Origin of the sequence: Ferrimonas futtsuensis DSM 18154 (assembly GCF_000422645.1) — a bacterium.
Classification (GTDB): domain Bacteria; phylum Pseudomonadota; class Gammaproteobacteria; order Enterobacterales; family Shewanellaceae; genus Ferrimonas; species Ferrimonas futtsuensis.
In genome coordinates this window covers 128,514-143,985 of record NZ_KE383897.1, presented here as the reverse complement: position 1 = coordinate 143,985, position 15,472 = coordinate 128,514, and the positions used below count along the sequence as shown (strand labels likewise).

15 protein-coding genes are annotated in these 15,472 nt (G+C 56.9%); 10 read left to right on the top strand and 5 right to left on the bottom strand.

Features of this window, described 5'->3' with window-relative positions:
* Window positions 1-114 precede the first annotated feature (114 nt).
* Complete coding sequence (locus G505_RS0119975) at window positions 115-999, bottom strand: ABC transporter substrate-binding protein (RefSeq protein ID WP_028111139.1); 885 nt, start codon at window positions 997-999, stop codon at window positions 115-117.
* Window positions 1,000-1,198: 199 nt separating this feature from the next.
* On the opposite strand from G505_RS0119975, the gene G505_RS0119970 reads away from it, so the two are divergent.
* Together G505_RS0119970 and G505_RS0119965 are read left to right on the top strand one after the other, a co-directional pair.
* Window positions 1,199-2,083, top strand: coding sequence for an ABC transporter ATP-binding protein (locus G505_RS0119970; RefSeq protein WP_028111138.1), 885 nt, complete (start codon window positions 1,199-1,201; stop codon window positions 2,081-2,083).
* Window positions 2,080-3,063 carry an ABC transporter permease gene (locus tag G505_RS0119965; protein WP_028111137.1) on the top strand — a complete coding sequence of 328 codons (984 nt, stop codon included), beginning with the start codon at window positions 2,080-2,082 and terminating at the stop codon, window positions 3,061-3,063. The genes G505_RS0119970 and G505_RS0119965 overlap by 4 nt, the downstream gene beginning before the upstream one ends.
* Window positions 3,064-3,072: 9 nt before the next feature.
* On the opposite strand, the gene G505_RS0119960 is transcribed toward G505_RS0119965, so the two are convergent.
* Window positions 3,073-3,942, bottom strand: coding sequence for a LysR family transcriptional regulator (locus G505_RS0119960; RefSeq protein WP_211220006.1), 870 nt, complete (start codon window positions 3,940-3,942; stop codon window positions 3,073-3,075).
* Between the two features lie 100 nt (window positions 3,943-4,042).
* On the opposite strand from G505_RS0119960, the gene G505_RS0119955 reads away from it, so the two are divergent.
* From G505_RS0119955 to G505_RS0119935, 5 genes are all read left to right on the top strand, one after another.
* A complete protein-coding gene (locus G505_RS0119955; RefSeq protein WP_028111135.1) occupies window positions 4,043-5,104 on the top strand; it encodes an HlyD family secretion protein in 1,062 nt (353 codons plus the stop codon).
* Between the two features lie 11 nt (window positions 5,105-5,115).
* Entirely contained in the window at window positions 5,116-6,093 is a 978-nt protein-coding gene (locus G505_RS0119950; protein WP_028111134.1) for a DUF2955 domain-containing protein, read from the top strand.
* 226 nt (window positions 6,094-6,319) lie between these two features.
* Window positions 6,320-7,042, top strand: coding sequence for a basic amino acid ABC transporter substrate-binding protein (locus G505_RS0119945; protein WP_028111133.1), 723 nt, complete (start codon window positions 6,320-6,322; stop codon window positions 7,040-7,042).
* Window positions 7,043-7,046: 4 nt separating this feature from the next.
* On the top strand, window positions 7,047-7,724 hold the full coding sequence (locus G505_RS0119940; RefSeq protein WP_028111132.1) for an amino acid ABC transporter permease: 678 nt from the start codon (window positions 7,047-7,049) through the stop codon (window positions 7,722-7,724).
* A complete protein-coding gene (locus tag G505_RS0119935; protein ID WP_028111131.1) occupies window positions 7,717-8,442 on the top strand; it encodes an amino acid ABC transporter ATP-binding protein in 726 nt (241 codons plus the stop codon). The genes G505_RS0119940 and G505_RS0119935 overlap by 8 nt, the downstream gene beginning before the upstream one ends.
* Before the next feature lie 170 nt (window positions 8,443-8,612).
* Here G505_RS0119935 and G505_RS0119930 read toward each other — a convergent pair whose 3' ends face one another.
* A complete protein-coding gene (locus G505_RS0119930) occupies window positions 8,613-10,217 on the bottom strand; it encodes an N-acetyltransferase (RefSeq protein WP_028111130.1) in 1,605 nt (534 codons plus the stop codon).
* Window positions 10,218-10,447: 230 nt separating this feature from the next.
* Here G505_RS0119930 and G505_RS22180 point away from each other — a divergent pair, with 230 nt between their 5' ends.
* Complete coding sequence (locus G505_RS22180) at window positions 10,448-11,338, top strand: TPR end-of-group domain-containing protein (protein ID WP_051216537.1); 891 nt, start codon at window positions 10,448-10,450, stop codon at window positions 11,336-11,338.
* Between the two features lie 25 nt (window positions 11,339-11,363).
* Here G505_RS22180 and G505_RS0119920 read toward each other — a convergent pair whose 3' ends face one another.
* The gene (locus G505_RS0119920; protein WP_028111129.1) at window positions 11,364-11,801 is read right to left on the bottom strand and encodes a phosphate-starvation-inducible PsiE family protein; all 438 of its coding nucleotides are present in this window, start codon (window positions 11,799-11,801) and stop codon (window positions 11,364-11,366) included.
* Window positions 11,802-12,033: 232 nt separating this feature from the next.
* Here G505_RS0119920 and G505_RS0119915 point away from each other — a divergent pair, with 232 nt between their 5' ends.
* Window positions 12,034-12,885, top strand: a complete 852-nt coding sequence (locus G505_RS0119915; protein WP_028111128.1) for a universal stress protein — start codon at window positions 12,034-12,036, stop codon at window positions 12,883-12,885.
* Here G505_RS0119915 and G505_RS0119910 read toward each other — a convergent pair.
* A complete protein-coding gene (locus G505_RS0119910; protein ID WP_035385601.1) occupies window positions 12,882-13,856 on the bottom strand; it encodes a zinc transporter ZntB in 975 nt (324 codons plus the stop codon). The genes G505_RS0119915 and G505_RS0119910 overlap by 4 nt on opposite strands.
* 242 nt (window positions 13,857-14,098) lie before the next feature.
* Here G505_RS0119910 and G505_RS0119905 point away from each other — a divergent pair, with 242 nt between their 5' ends.
* A complete protein-coding gene (locus G505_RS0119905; protein WP_028111126.1) occupies window positions 14,099-15,469 on the top strand; it encodes a magnesium transporter in 1,371 nt (456 codons plus the stop codon).
* Window positions 15,470-15,472: the final 3 nt, after the last annotated feature.

The following is a 15,472-nucleotide window of genomic DNA, read 5'->3' as shown; positions in this document are numbered from 1 at the left end:
GGCCCAAAGGCCGGTTAAACGCTGAAAAAGTTAAGGTTCAATATGATGAATCACTCAAGCACATACTACCCCTGGGAAGTTGACCGCTTCTATGTGGGTTTTCCCAGTGTTGTGCTACTTACCGTGGATCGCCTCACCCAGCAGGCGTGCGGCGGTCACTATCGAGGGTCCGGCCTGTTTGGTGACCGCAGAATCGATGAACTTCACCTGGTGATGCTGCACGGCAAAGACACTCTCTGCCCCCTGGCGCCCCTGAACTTCCGCCACTGTAGTGGTGCCGCTGCCGGCCTGTGGGCCTTCAAACACCGGTCCGGTGGCGCCAGGCCAGGTGGGCAGCAATATCACTTGGGGGTTTGACTGCACCACTTCGGGCCAGGTGACAGTCGGCGCCATGCCGGCTCGCTCTGCAAACACCGGCTCCCCCCCCACCAGGCGGATCAACTCACTGATGTAGGAATCCGCCCCCGGCACACACTTGTAGAGGTAGTTGATTTCGTAATAGACCTTGAGAGGCTCACCGGCTGCGTACTGACTGGCCAACTTGTCCAGGCCAGCCCGGATGGAGTCCACCAAGGCAGCCGCCTGAGGCCGATGATCTATGGCCTCTCCCAGTGCGCGGATCTTGGCGTACACCTCCGCCAGGCTGCGCTCCTCCATATGGATCACCTTGATGCCGCGTTTTTCCAGTTCCGCCTTCAGCCCCAGCTGCAACCCGGAAGCGGTCAGCGCCAGGTCCGGTTTAAGGGCGGCGACCACATCGGGGTCGATGTCGGTAAACCCACCCACCACCGCCAACTCGCCTTTGGCCACCTTGTCGGGAATGCTCTGTGGAAAACGGGCATAGCGGGTCACGCCCACCAACTCCTCTTCCGCCCCGACGGCAGACACCGTATGACTCCAGTTGGGTGCCAGAGACACAATCCGTGCTGCCCAGGCTCCGGGCAGAAACAGCAACAGCGCCAGACACAGAGTCAGGCGCACCTGGATAGATGTAAGCATGGGTTTTCTCCGCCCGTTGCCGTCGAATTTCCCGCCAGCATAGCGCCGACACTGTTCCAGGCCAGCGTCAGGCCACCAAAACCTGAGCCACTGCACGATTGCCACACCCAATGAAAAACTCTGTTAAAACTCACAGTGAATCGCCCTGCAAGAAGCCGGGACAATAGCGGTAATGTCCCCGGTATCTCGAAGGCCCACCTTGAACGCTCTGCTCCAAGCCCGACAACTGCACTACCAATACGACGACCACAGGGCGGTGGACGGAGTCGATCTCAATATCAACCAAGGCAGCTGCTTTGGTTTGCTGGGGCCCAATGGCGCCGGAAAATCCACCACCCTGTCTATGCTGGAAGGCGTCCTTCCCCCTGCTAAGGGCAAGGTGCTGTTTCGAGGCTTTGCGCTAGACAACAAGTACAAACAGGCCATTGGCATCCAGTTTCAATCTACCGCCCTGCCCGACTACCTGAGCGTACGCGACTGCCTGAAACTGTTCGCCAGTTTCTACCCCAAAAAGGCCAAGATCTCGGATCTGATTGAGCTGTGTCAGTTGCAGGAGGTGGCGGATAAGCTTCACTTTCACCTCTCCGGAGGGCAACGGCAGCGATTGCTGCTGGCCATGAGTCTGGTCAATGACCCGGAGCTGCTGTTCCTGGATGAGCCCACCACCGGCCTGGATCCCCAGGCCAGGCTCAAGTTCTGGCAACTGGTGCGCACCCTCAAGGATCAGGGTAAAACCCTGGTGCTGACCACCCACTACATGGATGAAGCCCAGCAACTCTGTGACCGCATCGCCATCATGGAGCGAGGCCGCATCGTCGCCGAGGAAGCCCCTGAGGTGCTGCTCCAGGACCATTTCCGTCCCCACCTGATCACCCTGCTGGACTCGGGCCAGTCGGCCGTCCCCGAAGATGACCGCTATCCGCTGTGGCGCCAGGGCGACCAACTGGTGCTGGAGTGCGACGACACCCAGGATGCGCTGAACTGGCTTAGCCGCCACAATCTGCCCCTGCAGGGGCTGACCGTCAGGGCGCCCAATCTGGACGACCTCTACCTGAAGCTGACCGGGAGCCAACTGCAGCCATGAACGCCCTACTCGCCCTGATCCACGCCCGCAACCTGGAGTTCTGCCGAGACCGCTCTGCCCTGGGGTGGTCCCTGGTGTTTCCTCTGGTGCTGATCATCGCCCTGGCGCTGGTGTTTGACGACGATCAGCGCCCCCTGTATCAAATTGGCCTGGTGGGCAACACCGCCATTCCATCGGCCCTGCAAAGCCTCGACCACATCGAGTACATCCACTACGCCAGCCTTGAGGAGGCCAAACACAAGGTGGCCCGCCATCTGGTGGATCTGGCCATCGACAGCCAGCACTACTGGGTCAATCCAGACTCCAGCCGGGGCTACATCGCCGAACAACTGGTGGTAGCCCGCCTGCCCCAGTTGAATCCCGAAAGTATTCAGGGAGAGGCGGTCAGCCACGTGGAGTGGCTGCTGCCGGGGATCATCGGCATGAACATGATGTTCTCCGCCCTCTACGGCGTCGGCTATGTGGTGGTACGCTATCGCCGCACCGGGGTGCTCAAGCGGATGCAGGTGACTCCCCTGCGACCCTGGCAGTTTCTCGCGTCACAGATGCTCAGCCGCCTGGGCGCCATTGTCGCCACCTCTGTGGCGGTCTTTACCCTGGTGGCGCTGATCTTTTCCATCGACGTGGTGGGCAACCCGCTGCTGCTGCTGGTCAATACCACCCTGGGCGGCGCGGCGATGATCAGCCTCGGCCTGCTGGTGGCCAGCCGCACACGTTCAGAGGAACTCTCCAACGGCATCCTCAACCTGCTCTCCTGGCCGATGATGCTGCTGTCGGGGATCTGGTTCAGCCTGGAGGGCAGCTCCCCCTGGGTGCGCACCCTGGCGGACTTGCTGCCGCTGACCCACATGAACGACGCCAACCGGGCGGTGATCATCGACGGGGCCGGACTCTTTGCCATTGCTCATCACCTGTGGCCCCTGGCGGCCATCACTTTGGTGAGTCTGGCCCTGGCCAGCTGGCGATTCCGCTGGAGCTAACCGGCACCACTACCTGCCTAGAGAACTGAAGGTCTCGCGGATGTGATCGATCATCTTGCGGGTCTTCTCCGGCAGGAAGGTGCGGCATGAGTAGATGAGGCTCAGCCCCACCTCTCCCGCCTGACGCTCACCAAACAGCGGCTCCAGGCTGAACTCGTCCTGGGCCCGGGCCACAAACACCCTGGGCAGCAAGCCGATGCCCATCCCCTGACAGGTCAGTTGCTGCACCAGGTGCAGATCATCGGTGCGAAAGCGAAAGCTGAGATCCCGCTGCAAAAACGCCGCAATGTGGCGGCTGGCTAGCAAGGCGTGCTGCTGCAGTTCGCTCTCGTCGGCAGGCCGCCCATGTGTCTCCAGGTAGTCCGTGGTGGCCGCCCAGCAACAGGGGAAAGGCTGCAGGCTCTGGCGCACATAATCGAGATTGATCACCTCCGCCTCCGACGGCAGAAGCTGGATATCGATGCGCTCTCGCTGCAGATCGACACTTCTCTGGTGATAGAACACCTCCAGGCTGACCTTGGGATAACGCTGCATATACTGCTGCATCATGGTGATGAAGGTGGGCGATGAGGCCACCGCCGCCGGCACCGCCATTCGCAGAGCCCCCTCCATCTGCATCCTGCGCTCCTTGAGCCGCACCATCGCCTGATTGGCGGTATCCAACTGCCCCTGAGTCTGTTCATAGAGCATGCGGCCATTCTCGGTCAGCTCGATGTGGCGGGTGGTGCGGATCAGCAGTTGGCACCCCAGAGCACGCTCAAGCTCCTGCAGCCGCCGGCTGACGCGGGATCTGGGCATGCCCGCCGCCTTAGCTGCCGCACTGATCCCTTGATGCCTGACGGTCATCACAAACAGATTTAGATCATCCAGCTGACTCATCATTGTCTCAATTTTAGGTCATATGTGAACCATTATGCCGCCTTCATGAAACCAATAACAGACCCTATACTGGCGCACCGCGAATTAACCAGGCCTTCCAATGCCCGCACTCGACACCCTTTTCAAACGCTGGACCCGCGCCCTGCTGCTGCTGTTCCTGCTGGTACTGCTCTATGTGGTGGTTTCCGACCGCTTCGCGCCCCTGACCACCGAAGGCCGAGTTCAGGGACAGGTGGTGCAATTGGCCACCGAGGTGTCCGGCTCGGTCACCTCGGTTGAGGTGGAGAACAACCAGAGGGTCACTGCCGGCCAACTGCTGTTTTCTCTGGATGACCGCCGCTATCGACTGGCGGTGACTCAGGCGGAGATAGCCCTGCAGCAAGCCAGGGAGCAGCAACAGGCTCTGCAGGCTCAGATCGGTGCCGCAGAGGCCCAGCTATCCAGGGCCCAGATCGGCTATGAGCACGCTCATAAGGAGTATGTGCGCACCCGCAAGGTGGGTGAGCGCCAGCTGGTGTCGCAATCGGTGCTGGATCAGAGCCGCACCGCCTACCTTGGGGCAGAAGCGGAGCGGGATATGGCCCGGCAGCAGCTGCAGACCCTGAAGGCCCAGTGGGGCGACGGCACCATCTCTGCGGTGGAGATGGCTCTGAACACCCTCAACCAGGCAAAACTCAACCTTAGTTACACCCAGATCCGTGCGCCGGAGGATGGTGTGGTCTCCAACCTGCAGCTGATCACCGGCAGCTACGCCAACGCCCACCAACCCCTGCTCTCCTTTGTTCCGGAGAACTCCCTGTGGATCACCGCCGATTTCAGAGAGAAGGCTCTGGCCCTGATGGACAACCACTCCCGCGCCCTGGTGGCTTACGATGCCCTGCCCGGAGAGGTGTTCCCCCTCACCCTGGACAGCCGTGACATGGGGGTCGCCCAGGCGCAGCAGACCGCCAATGGCGCCCTGTCCAGCATCCAGATAAGCAACCGCTGGGTAAGGGACTCCCAGAGGGTCAGGGTGAACCTCAACTCGGACGACCTGCTGCCTCAGCAACTGTTTATCGGCTCCCGTGCTTCCGTAGTGCTCTACCCGGATGAGAGCCCACTCTGGCGCACCCTGGCCCAGGTGCAGATCGCCCTCATCAGCCACCTGCACTTCATCTACTGATGGCTGTGCAGATGCTCAAGCGGCTTTGGCTTGGCGCCAGCATCGCCTTTGTGGTGGCGACGCTGGGCAACTGGAGCTACGGTGCCATGTTCGCGCCGCTGCTGCTGGTGGTGCTGCTGTCGCGGCTGCAGAGCTGGAACGGCTATGTGGTAGGCCAACTGCTGCTGTCCGTCGGCTTCACCGGGTTGCTGGCCAACCTGATTCTTGGTTTTCTCCAGCCCTTCCCCCTGTTGACCCTGGCCGCCATGGCATTGTGGATGGCCATCAGCTGCATCACCATGACCCACCCCGCCAGCTACATGTTTGGCTTTGTTAACCTGTCCATAGGGTCTGTCATGATGAACGTGGGCAGTTTTGCCGGTTTCGATCTGATGGACTTCAGCCTGGATCTGTTTTTCTCTGCCCTGCTGGCTTCGGTGATGGCCGCCCTGATGCTGCTGCTTATCCCGACGGATGACCCCCAGCCCATGCCTGGGCCTCCGCCACAGACACCGGAGCAGGTCGCCCATGGCCTGCGCATCACCTGGGGCATGGTGATGCTTCTCTATCTGCTGTTTCAATGTATGGATCTGGCGGACACCCTCTCGGCTCAGGCGGCCGCGGTGCTGCTGTTGGCCCCCATGAGCCTGATGGGCAGCTTTGTCGCCTCCCGCGCCAGACTGGTGGGCACCCTGCTGGGCTGTGCCCTCACCCTGACGCTACAACTGCTGCTGTTCTCCTACCTGGACCATCTGTTGCTCTACCTGGCGGCCTTCTCCCTGGCTTTGGGCCCCTTCCTGTCGCTGGTCTGCCAGGGCGGCGAGCGTGGCGCCATCGGATTTGCCGGCACCTCAGCGGTCACCGTGCTGATGTCCGGCGTGGTGCCTGGGCAACAGGACCTGTTCTTCTCCAGCCTCTACCGCATGGGATCCACCCTGGCTCTGGTGGCGGGGACCGCCCTGTTGCTGCTGATGACTCACAAATCCTTCCCCCTCAAGGCCAATGCATAAATATTCAATCGCTGCATGTTTGAGATGTCTGTCTGGACAGTGAACACACTCCCTCATAGCGTTAAGCCAATAGCATTGGTTGCATCGTTGTTCAAAACTGGTGAAAAACAACGCAATCAAACGCATTTTAATTCATTCTGAACGCATAGTTATTGACTAAGCATTTGCCCCTGTCCTATAGTCGGCCTCTCTCAATTATCGAACCATTGAAAACAGAGACCAGATTATGAAGAAACTCATTGCTGTACTGAGCCTCTCCCTGCTGACCCTGACCGGTTGTGGAAAGAAAGAGAACGTCCTGGTGGTCGGCACCAACGCCGCCTTCCCTCCCTTTGAATACATGGGTGGCCCCAACGGCGACGAAGTCAAAGGGTTCGATATCGACATCGCCCGTCAGATTGCCGAAGACGCCGGCAAGACCCTCAAGGTGGAGAACATGAAGTTCGACTCCCTGATTGTGGCCCTGAACGCGGGCAAAATTGACATGATCGCCGCCGGCATGACCATCACCCCGGAGCGCCAAAAAGCGGTGAACTTCTCCCAACCCTACTACGAAGCCACCCAGGTGGTGCTGACCCAGCAGGGCCAGGCGCCTTCCGGCCCGGACGAGCTTAAGGGCAAGACCATCGCCGTGCAGCTGGGTTCCACCGGCGACATCATGGCCAAGGAGTACAGCCAGAACGTGGTGGCGTTCAACACCGGCTTCGAGGCGATCATGGAGCTGAAAAACGGCAAAGTGGACCTGGTGCTGTTTGACAGCGAGCCTGCCGCCAATCACATGAAGAAGAACCCGGATCTGCAGCTGACCAAGCTGGCGTTTGATCCGGAATACTACGGTCTGGCGATCTCCAAGGAGAACGCCGAACTGCTCAAGCAGACCAACGCCACCCTGGACAAGATGAAGTCCAATGGCCAGTACGACGCCCTCATCTCCCAGTACATGAAGTAACCCTATGCAGGCGATCATCGACTCTCTCTTTACCCCCATCGGCCAGGATGGAATGGTGGGCATCCTGCTGATCTGGAGCGGCCTTAAGGTCACCCTGGCGGTGACCATACTGGCTACTCTGCTCGGCTCGGTGCTGGGGATCGGCACCACTTTGATGAAGATGTCCAGCCACTGGTACCTGCGCTGGCCGGCCAACCTCTATGTGTCGGTGATTCGCGGCACCCCGGTTGTGGTCCAGCTGGTGATCCTCTACTTCATCGTGTTGGCCTCGCTGGACGTGGATAAGATCACCGCCGCGGTGATCGCCTTCGGCATCAACAGCGGTGCCTACATCTCGGAGATCATCCGTGCCGGCATCCAGGCGGTGGACAAGGGCCAGACGGAAGCGGCCCGCTCCCTCGGCCTCTCTCAGGGTCAGGCGATGAAGGAGGTGATTCTGCCCCAGGCGGTGAAGAACATCCTGCCGGCTCTGGGCAACGAATTCATCGTGTTGCTCAAGGAGACTGCGGTGATCGGCTTTATCGGCGGCGTCGACCTGATGCGCGCCGGAGAGATCATCCGCAGTCGCACCTTCGAAGACGTGGTGCCGCTGTTTACCTGCGCCATCATCTACCTGATGTTGACCTACAGCTTCACCCTGATGCTGTCCCAATTTGAGAAGAGGCTGAAACAGAGTGATTAAAGTCAGCAACCTGCATAAACAGTTTGGCGATGTAGAGGTTCTCAAGGGGATCGACCAAACCGTCGCCCCCGGCGAAGTGGTCAGCGTCATCGGTCCCAGCGGCAGCGGCAAGAGCACCTTCCTGCGCTGTCTCAACCTGCTGGAGATCCCCACGAAAGGCGAGATCCTCATTGAAGGGGAGTCGATCACCGCCCCCGGCGCCTGCGTGGATCAGCTGCGCCGCAAGGTCGGCATGGTGTTTCAGAATTTCAATCTGTTCCCGCACAAGACGGTGATGGAAAACATCACCCTGGCACCGGTCAAACTGGGATTGATGGACGCCGAACAGGCCAAAGCCAAAGCCCTCTCTCTGCTGGAACAGGTGGGCCTGGCCGCCAAAGCCCAGGTCTACCCCTCCAGCCTGTCCGGAGGCCAGAAGCAGCGAGTGGCCATCGCCCGCGCCCTGGCGATGGAGCCGGATCTGATGCTGTTCGATGAGCCCACCTCGGCCCTGGACCCCGAGATGGTCGGCGACGTGCTGGACGTAATGAAATCCCTGGCGGACGACGGCATGACCATGGTGATCGTCACCCACGAGATGGGCTTCGCCCGGGAGGTCTCAGATCGGGTGCTGTTCATCGATGGCGGCGAAGTGGTGGAGAGCGGACCGCCGCAGCAAATCTTCGATGCACCGCAGCAGCAGAGGACCCAATCCTTCCTCTCCAAAGTGCTCAGATAGACAAACGCCCCCAGATTTGGGGGCTTTTTCAATGGGTTTTTAACTCACAACCTCTCAGTGGAAGTACCATCTCGACGTCTCATACTGCGTGATTAAAGGCTCCTATCGACGTGCCCGATTCCTGTGTACCCTTACCCCGTATAACCAACTCAATGTCGGCGCCTGCCAAGCTAAAAAGTGCGCTTCATTTCTATTGCAGTGGCGAGGCTGGGAAACAGAAACTTTAACCAGTGCTCAATTACCGGTTGAGGGGCAAAAGCGTTCAGCGCGGGCCGAGGGTTCGCCAAAGTGACTTTGTAGTCTGGCTGGCAAGCTGAGGCCACCGTCATTTCCAAAGCAACAACCTGAACTCCAAGTGCTTGCGAAGCCATGAGGGCCGCACGCTTTATCACGGGATGGAGGCGTTGGGTGACATCTTCACTGTTGTGTGTTGATCCCGGCGAGATGACTTTCTCCCTGCACGGCTCACTGTGATCTAAAAACCGACCTCCGACCTTAGCAGCAAACACATCACCGCCGATGACCAACACATCAATCTTTTGTCCAAAGATACTTTCCCGGGCCACCCATTGCAGCTTACTGCTTTGAACAACATGCCAGGCCGCTTCAAGGTCGGCCTCTGTCTTCAAACCCAGTAAAGCCTGGCCATCGTCGTTACCTACTGCAGGCAACAGATCTATCGATATGAAAGGCTTAGCAAACTCTTCAAGCGCCTTTTTCGTCGAGATGAAACATTGTGCTGGCACAGCAACATCTACCCCCCTCAACAATGAATTGCTGATATGAAGATCTTCACACACTTGCAAGGCAACCGCGCTGGTTAATTCAGTGAGTGCCCCTTTACAGCGTACCGACTGCCCCGCAAGCTGAAGAGAAAACAGATCCCTGGCCGCGTCGTGTATCTGTACCGAAATCCCCAGGCGACGAGCTTGCTCAACCAGTGGCAGGGCTTGAGCACTCAATGATTCTGGCTGGCACTCTGCTTCGCTGGTATACAAAGGCTCATTAACTGCATTTCGGTTCTTGACTGAGTAAACCGGAACGCGCGCAAACCCCATGTTTTCAGCCAGCAAGCAGTCATCCTGCTCATCATGAACTATCGACCAGTCAAGGAATTGTCGCCCTTTTTCCCGGAAGCGTTTTGCCAACTCAGAAATCAGCGCACTGGCCACTCCTGATAACGGAGAGTCTTCAACAACGGCAAGCGACCACGCGCTTGAACCATTGTCGGGATCGTCAAACGCGAGCTTATGATCGATACCGAAAACGCATCCTAGTAATTGGCCCGATTTTTCATCTTCCGCTATGAGCACTGATAAAGAGGGGTCCGCAAACATCTTGTGAGTAAAGTCATCCCCGAGGTCCACCCTTCCTAAATCAAGCAACAATTTATTGATATTGTATTCATCCCACCCCCCCATCAAGGTACGGACCCGTAATCTAGGAGAGCGAGTAACCTCTGGTTTAGAGCCAGATAGATCGAGTCGGTACGTTAGCGAGGGGTCAATAAACAACTGATGTGGAGCTTTCGATACGAGAACCTGAGGCTCCCGACAATAAAACACCACATCTGAACGCAACTGATCCTCATCATTTAGGTCTTCTATCAAGGCCTGGTGATCAGCGTAAGTATGGCCAAACAGAACTCGCCCCCAGCCACAATGAACCAGCGACCTGCGTTTCATTGTTTTCTCGGCCAGCTCCGGGGATTCACCCCAATGTTTGAGAGAGGCCATTGACTGAAAATCCACTGCGAGATTATCCCGGTTACTCACACATTCCTCCTTCTTGATTGCCGAACTCCATAGACAGATAGTGCCCCCTCCATGGACGCACTGGTATTGTCCACACACCCAATAAAGGTTACAGCTCTAATCAAAATAAATCAAAGATCCGAAGAAGCGAATCAATAAGCGGCTGATTAATAGAGGCATTGTGCGACTTTGCATCATACAGAAGATGTCGATATGATTTGTACACTACCTTTGCCCGATCAGGTCCCCTTATGAAAGCAAACCTCACAACAATCCTCATGTGCGTTGTCACTCTTCTTTTCAGCCACAACCTGTTTGCTGCTGCAGCGCCCCTCACAGAGGAGCAGGAAGTACGTGATTCCGTCAGTCAATTGGATAAGCCCCTCTACAATCCGTTTGTAGAGCGCTATCTCCTCGACGAAGTCAAAACTCTGAGAACCGAATTGCAGGCGCAAAGAGCAGAACTCATCGGCGAACTCAACAAGAAACAGATGGCACTGGCAAACCACTCCGTAACCTACGCCACGGACACCGTGACCTACTTTTTCTATCTGGTGGCAGGGGCCTCCTCCTTATTGGTCCTGGTTGGCTGGACCTCCATCAGAGACATCAAAGACAAAGCCTTAACGATGACCGATCAAGAGGTAACCAAATTGATCAACCGCTATGAAAAAAGGCTAAAAAGCGTTGAGGAACAGATGAATGCCAAAGAGAAGCTGATATCAGAAAATAAAAGTGAGCTTGAGCGAACAAACGAAATTCATTCAATGTGGCTCAGAGCAAGCCAGGAAGTCAGCGAAGAACAGAAAATTTCCATCTATGACCAGATCCTGCAGCTTCGACCTGACGATGTAGAGGCGCTCACCTACAAAGCAGACTCAGCCCTTGAGCTTAGCGAACCAAAATGGGCCATAAACCTGTGTCGCCAGGCCTTACAGATCGATCCGGAGAATGGCCACGCCTTCTACCAACTGGCCTGTGCCGCATCTGCTCTTGGTGAATTGGAGGAAGCCGCTCTGCACCTGCAACGCGCTATCGACATCTCATCAGACTACCTGGGGCACGCAGACACGGACCCTCAACTTCGCCCGCTTGCCGAAAGCGGCCGAATCACGGGGCTGACGGTCAAATCACCTGATTAACGGCCCTGCTGTTCAAACCTAGGGTTCAGTGATCGTCACCGGAGATCAATTTCTCTCTTTGATAGACCACCACTGCGGCGATCCTGATTGCCCCCAGTACCAACAGAAATACCGAGAAGGCATAGATCATCTCTGCTTTGATCTCATGTTTGAACAGGGCAATCAGGATCTCACGCACAATGAATACGATAGCTGCGTCGAGAATAAAGGTCAGACGCAATCGATGAGACTTGAAGTACTCAACCAAGGACTTTGACAGCTCTATCATCACATACAGCGTCAGTACATCGGTAATGATGTGGATGTAATTACCCGTTACCCCTTCAGCTCGTATCAGATCCCAGGTGGTGAAAAACAGCTTCATCGCCCCAATGGCAACCCCAATGGAGATAAACAGCAGAATCAGGCCAAATACAGCATCGATTGCCCGGTCGTAATACACCTTTATTCTGTCACTGAGCATCACACCTCCAGGAAAAGAGTGACCTTGTGTTCATCAAGCCGCAAAACGCCAAGGTCAGACGGCTGAACCTCCAACCGAGATTAGCTAAATGTAGGCACAGGCACGCTAAATTTCACTGAAAACTCCGGACATTGGCAGGCTTATTATCGGAAGACACCTCTATACTGAAATGGCAAAGTCAGCGATTCAAAGGAACAGAAAAGTCTGACTACCGGCTAATAAGGAGACAAGAATGTACCGAGCGACTCTGTTGCTGTCCGCTCTGGAAGGTGAGCTGTCCCTGATAAGATCAAAATTGCGTCCGCTCCTGCGGGCGAGCAGTTCACCCTGCCAAGTGGTGATCCACGGCGAATCCCCGCCTCTGCAACGATTCTATTTGTTTGACGATCAGGAACTGGCTGCCGCCGCCGACCATTACAAGCAGCAGGTCAATGACTGGGCTCAGTCACTTATCGCCCCGTTAGCTTCCGGAAAAGTTGCCCTTGAACTGAGTTACATCTGGAGCAAAAGCCTGGAGACCGCGCAAAAGCACTGGGAGTCGGAATCTGACCTTTTGGTGGTCTACTGTCCAGGCAAGCGGGTTCCTCCCCGGTTTCGAAGAGTCATAGAGCAGAGCCAGTGCCCTGTACTGCTGCTCAGTGACCACCCCTGGCCAACCCGACTGTCGCTGTTGGCCGCCATCGATCCGTTCCACAAGAGTGACCGTCCAGCCGACATGGACGTTAAAATTGTCAATCAGGCACTGGGATTAACCCGAGCCCTCAATGGAGAGGTCAGTGTGGTACACAGCTGTTATGTGCCCGCTTACATGGTCAAATACCGCTCAATGATTCAGTCCACTCATCAGCAGGTGATTCAGGAGTTCATTGCCAACAACGGCTGGCGCAAACTCAACTGGCGATTGCTCCAGGGTGAACCTTCGCAAACCTTGATCAGCTATTGCCAGAAACACCGTATCGACATCCTGGTGATGGGCCTGGTCGCCCGAGGGCTGTTTCAAAGGCAGATGACCGGCAGTACCAGTGAGCAGATTATGGAAACACTGTACTGTGATCTGCTGCTGATCCCCAAGTCATCGGCTTAGAGCCATCGGCTGCGCTTGAATAACCACCACTGCAGCCCGATCAACGCCACGAGCAACCCACAGAATATCCAGAATGAGAGCGGGTAGTCTGCACCGGGTATGCCGCCGATATTCACCCCCAACAACCCGGTCAGGAAACCGAGGGGAAGAAAGATGGCCGCAACCAGAGACAACACATACATCCGGTTATTCATCCTCTCGCCCAACCGGTTGTTCAGCTCCTCCTGAGCCACCAACGCTCGCTCACGCACCGAATCCAGCCCTTCTATAAAACGGCTAAGATGATCGGCCACCTCACGGATCGCCAAACGTTCATCCTGAGTCAACCAGGCCGCTTTGAGTATCTGCAGTTGTTGAAGGGCTTCTTTTTGAGGCGACAAATAACGCCGCAAAGAGATCACCGTACGCCGAAGTGAGGCAATCTGACTGCGAAGGCCCTGACTGTCTGAGGTGAGCATCTGCTCCTCGATCTCGTCGATCTGATCTTCGGTTTCATCAATGGTGCCCTGCATCCGCGCCATCAGGCGTTCAGTCAGTACCACCAGAAACTCACCCACGTTTCGAGGCCCCTCCCCCAGGTCCCAGCGATCGGAAATATCCCGAACCGACAGCAAAGGCCGTTTTCGGGTGCTCAGAATGCGCTGACCATCGGTCCACAAGCGAATGCCCACCATATCTTCCGGATCCGAACCTGGACTTAGGTTCACCCCCCTCAGGTTCAGCAGCAATCCCTCCGGCAACACGGTCGCTCTGGGTCGACTGCCTTCAGAGAGCAGTGCATCGATGGCAACGCGCTCCAGCCCACTGTGCTGCTCTATCCAGGATTTAGCCCCTTCATCGGTGTAGTCGAAATGCAACCACAGGGGATCTTCGCTAGAGCGCCAGTGAACATCCTCACAGAGCGCCACCGGCTCTGCCCCACCCTGGCCGTCGAAGCGGCGACCAATGATCAATCCCTGGCTGTTTTTCATAAGTGTCTCATCCTCGAAATACTCCACTAATCTTAGATAGATGCCGGTAAGAAAGAAATCAAAACACGACTCGTGGCACTCATTGAACTGAGTTCCGATTGACCTGGAAAAGCGCTCGAAAACACTCAGAAAAAAAGTTGAGTTTTGACATCAGAATTTGATTGTAGAAATCAGTTTTTGGGCGCATGATGCCGCCAAAATTTGCCCCTTTTTTAACCGCACCTGCAGCAACGGAGAGCACCTTGACCGAACTACCAAACGAAATTGACCACTCCAGGGAGGAGGTCAGTCAACTGGTTGAAAAGCTGAACCTGGCCAAGGAAGCTCAGCAAGAGTCGCTGTTCGAGCAAGCCATTGAACAGGTTGAGGCGGGGGAGATTGCCCTGTTGCTGGAATCTCTGCCCATAGCAGAGCGTCTGGAAAGATGGCAGCAGGTTGCCCAGGATGAGCAACTGGATGTACTGGTGGCAATGCGCGCGGAAGCCCGTGGCGCCATCTTGAGAACGTTGCCTGAGCCCACACTGGTGGCACTGCTCGACCGGGTGGATGCGGAGTCCCTGATCGAATTGGCGGACGACCTGCCTGAGTCGGTGGTCGACGAAGCGGTCAGCAGAATGACCGCCAGACAAAGGCGCTGGTTTGAGCAAGCCAGTCAGTTCGACGACGACGAAGTGGGCCGCTACCTTAACCACGAGATGGTGCTGATTCCAGCCAACGCCCGGGCCGCCGATGCCCTGCGTGTACTGGTGCGCAGCCGCTACCCTTTCAGTGACCAGGCCTACCTGGTTGATGCCCAAGGGGTGTATCGGGGTGCCATGTCATTACAACAGCTGGCTACCCTGCCCGGCTCTCAGCGGCTGCAGGATGCTCCCTTGTTGGACTTGGCGCCGCTGCAAGCGACGACCAGCCTGGTGGACGCCACCGAAGCCGTGGAGCACTCAGATCTCTCCGCCTTGCCGGTTATCGATCAGGATGGACGTTTACTGGGGCGCATCAGCCTGCAACTGGCTCTGGAGCTCACCCGGGAAGAGTATGAATCCCGGCTGATGGCCACCGTAGGTCTGGATGAGGAAACTGACCTGTTTTCGCCAATATGGCAAAGCAGCAAGCGCCGGGCACTGTGGCTGGGGATCAACCTGCTCACCGCGCTGCTGGCCTCCTGGGTGATTGGTCAGTTTGAAGCGACTCTGGTTCAAGTGGTGTCGCTGGCCGTACTGATGCCCATTGTCGCCTCCATGGGCGGCATCGCTGGCAGCCAGACTCTGACGCTGGTGGTACGCGGCTTGGCCATGGGACAACTGGCACAGGGTAACTTGCGCGCCTTGCTCTCTAAAGAGATGGGCGTAGGCCTGCTCAACGGCGTTACCTGGTCGGTGATTATTGGCGCGGTGGCAGGACTTTGGTTTGGCGATCTGGCCACCGGGTTGGTGATGGCCGCGGCCATCATCATCAATATTGTGGTCGCCGCCCTGGCCGGTGTCATCATCCCGGTGATGTTGGACCGACAAGAGATTGACCCTGCCCTATCGGGCTCTGTGGTCCTGACCACAGTCACTGATGTGGTGGGTTTCCTGACATTCCTGGGACTGGGCACACTCGTTCTGATCCCCTAACCA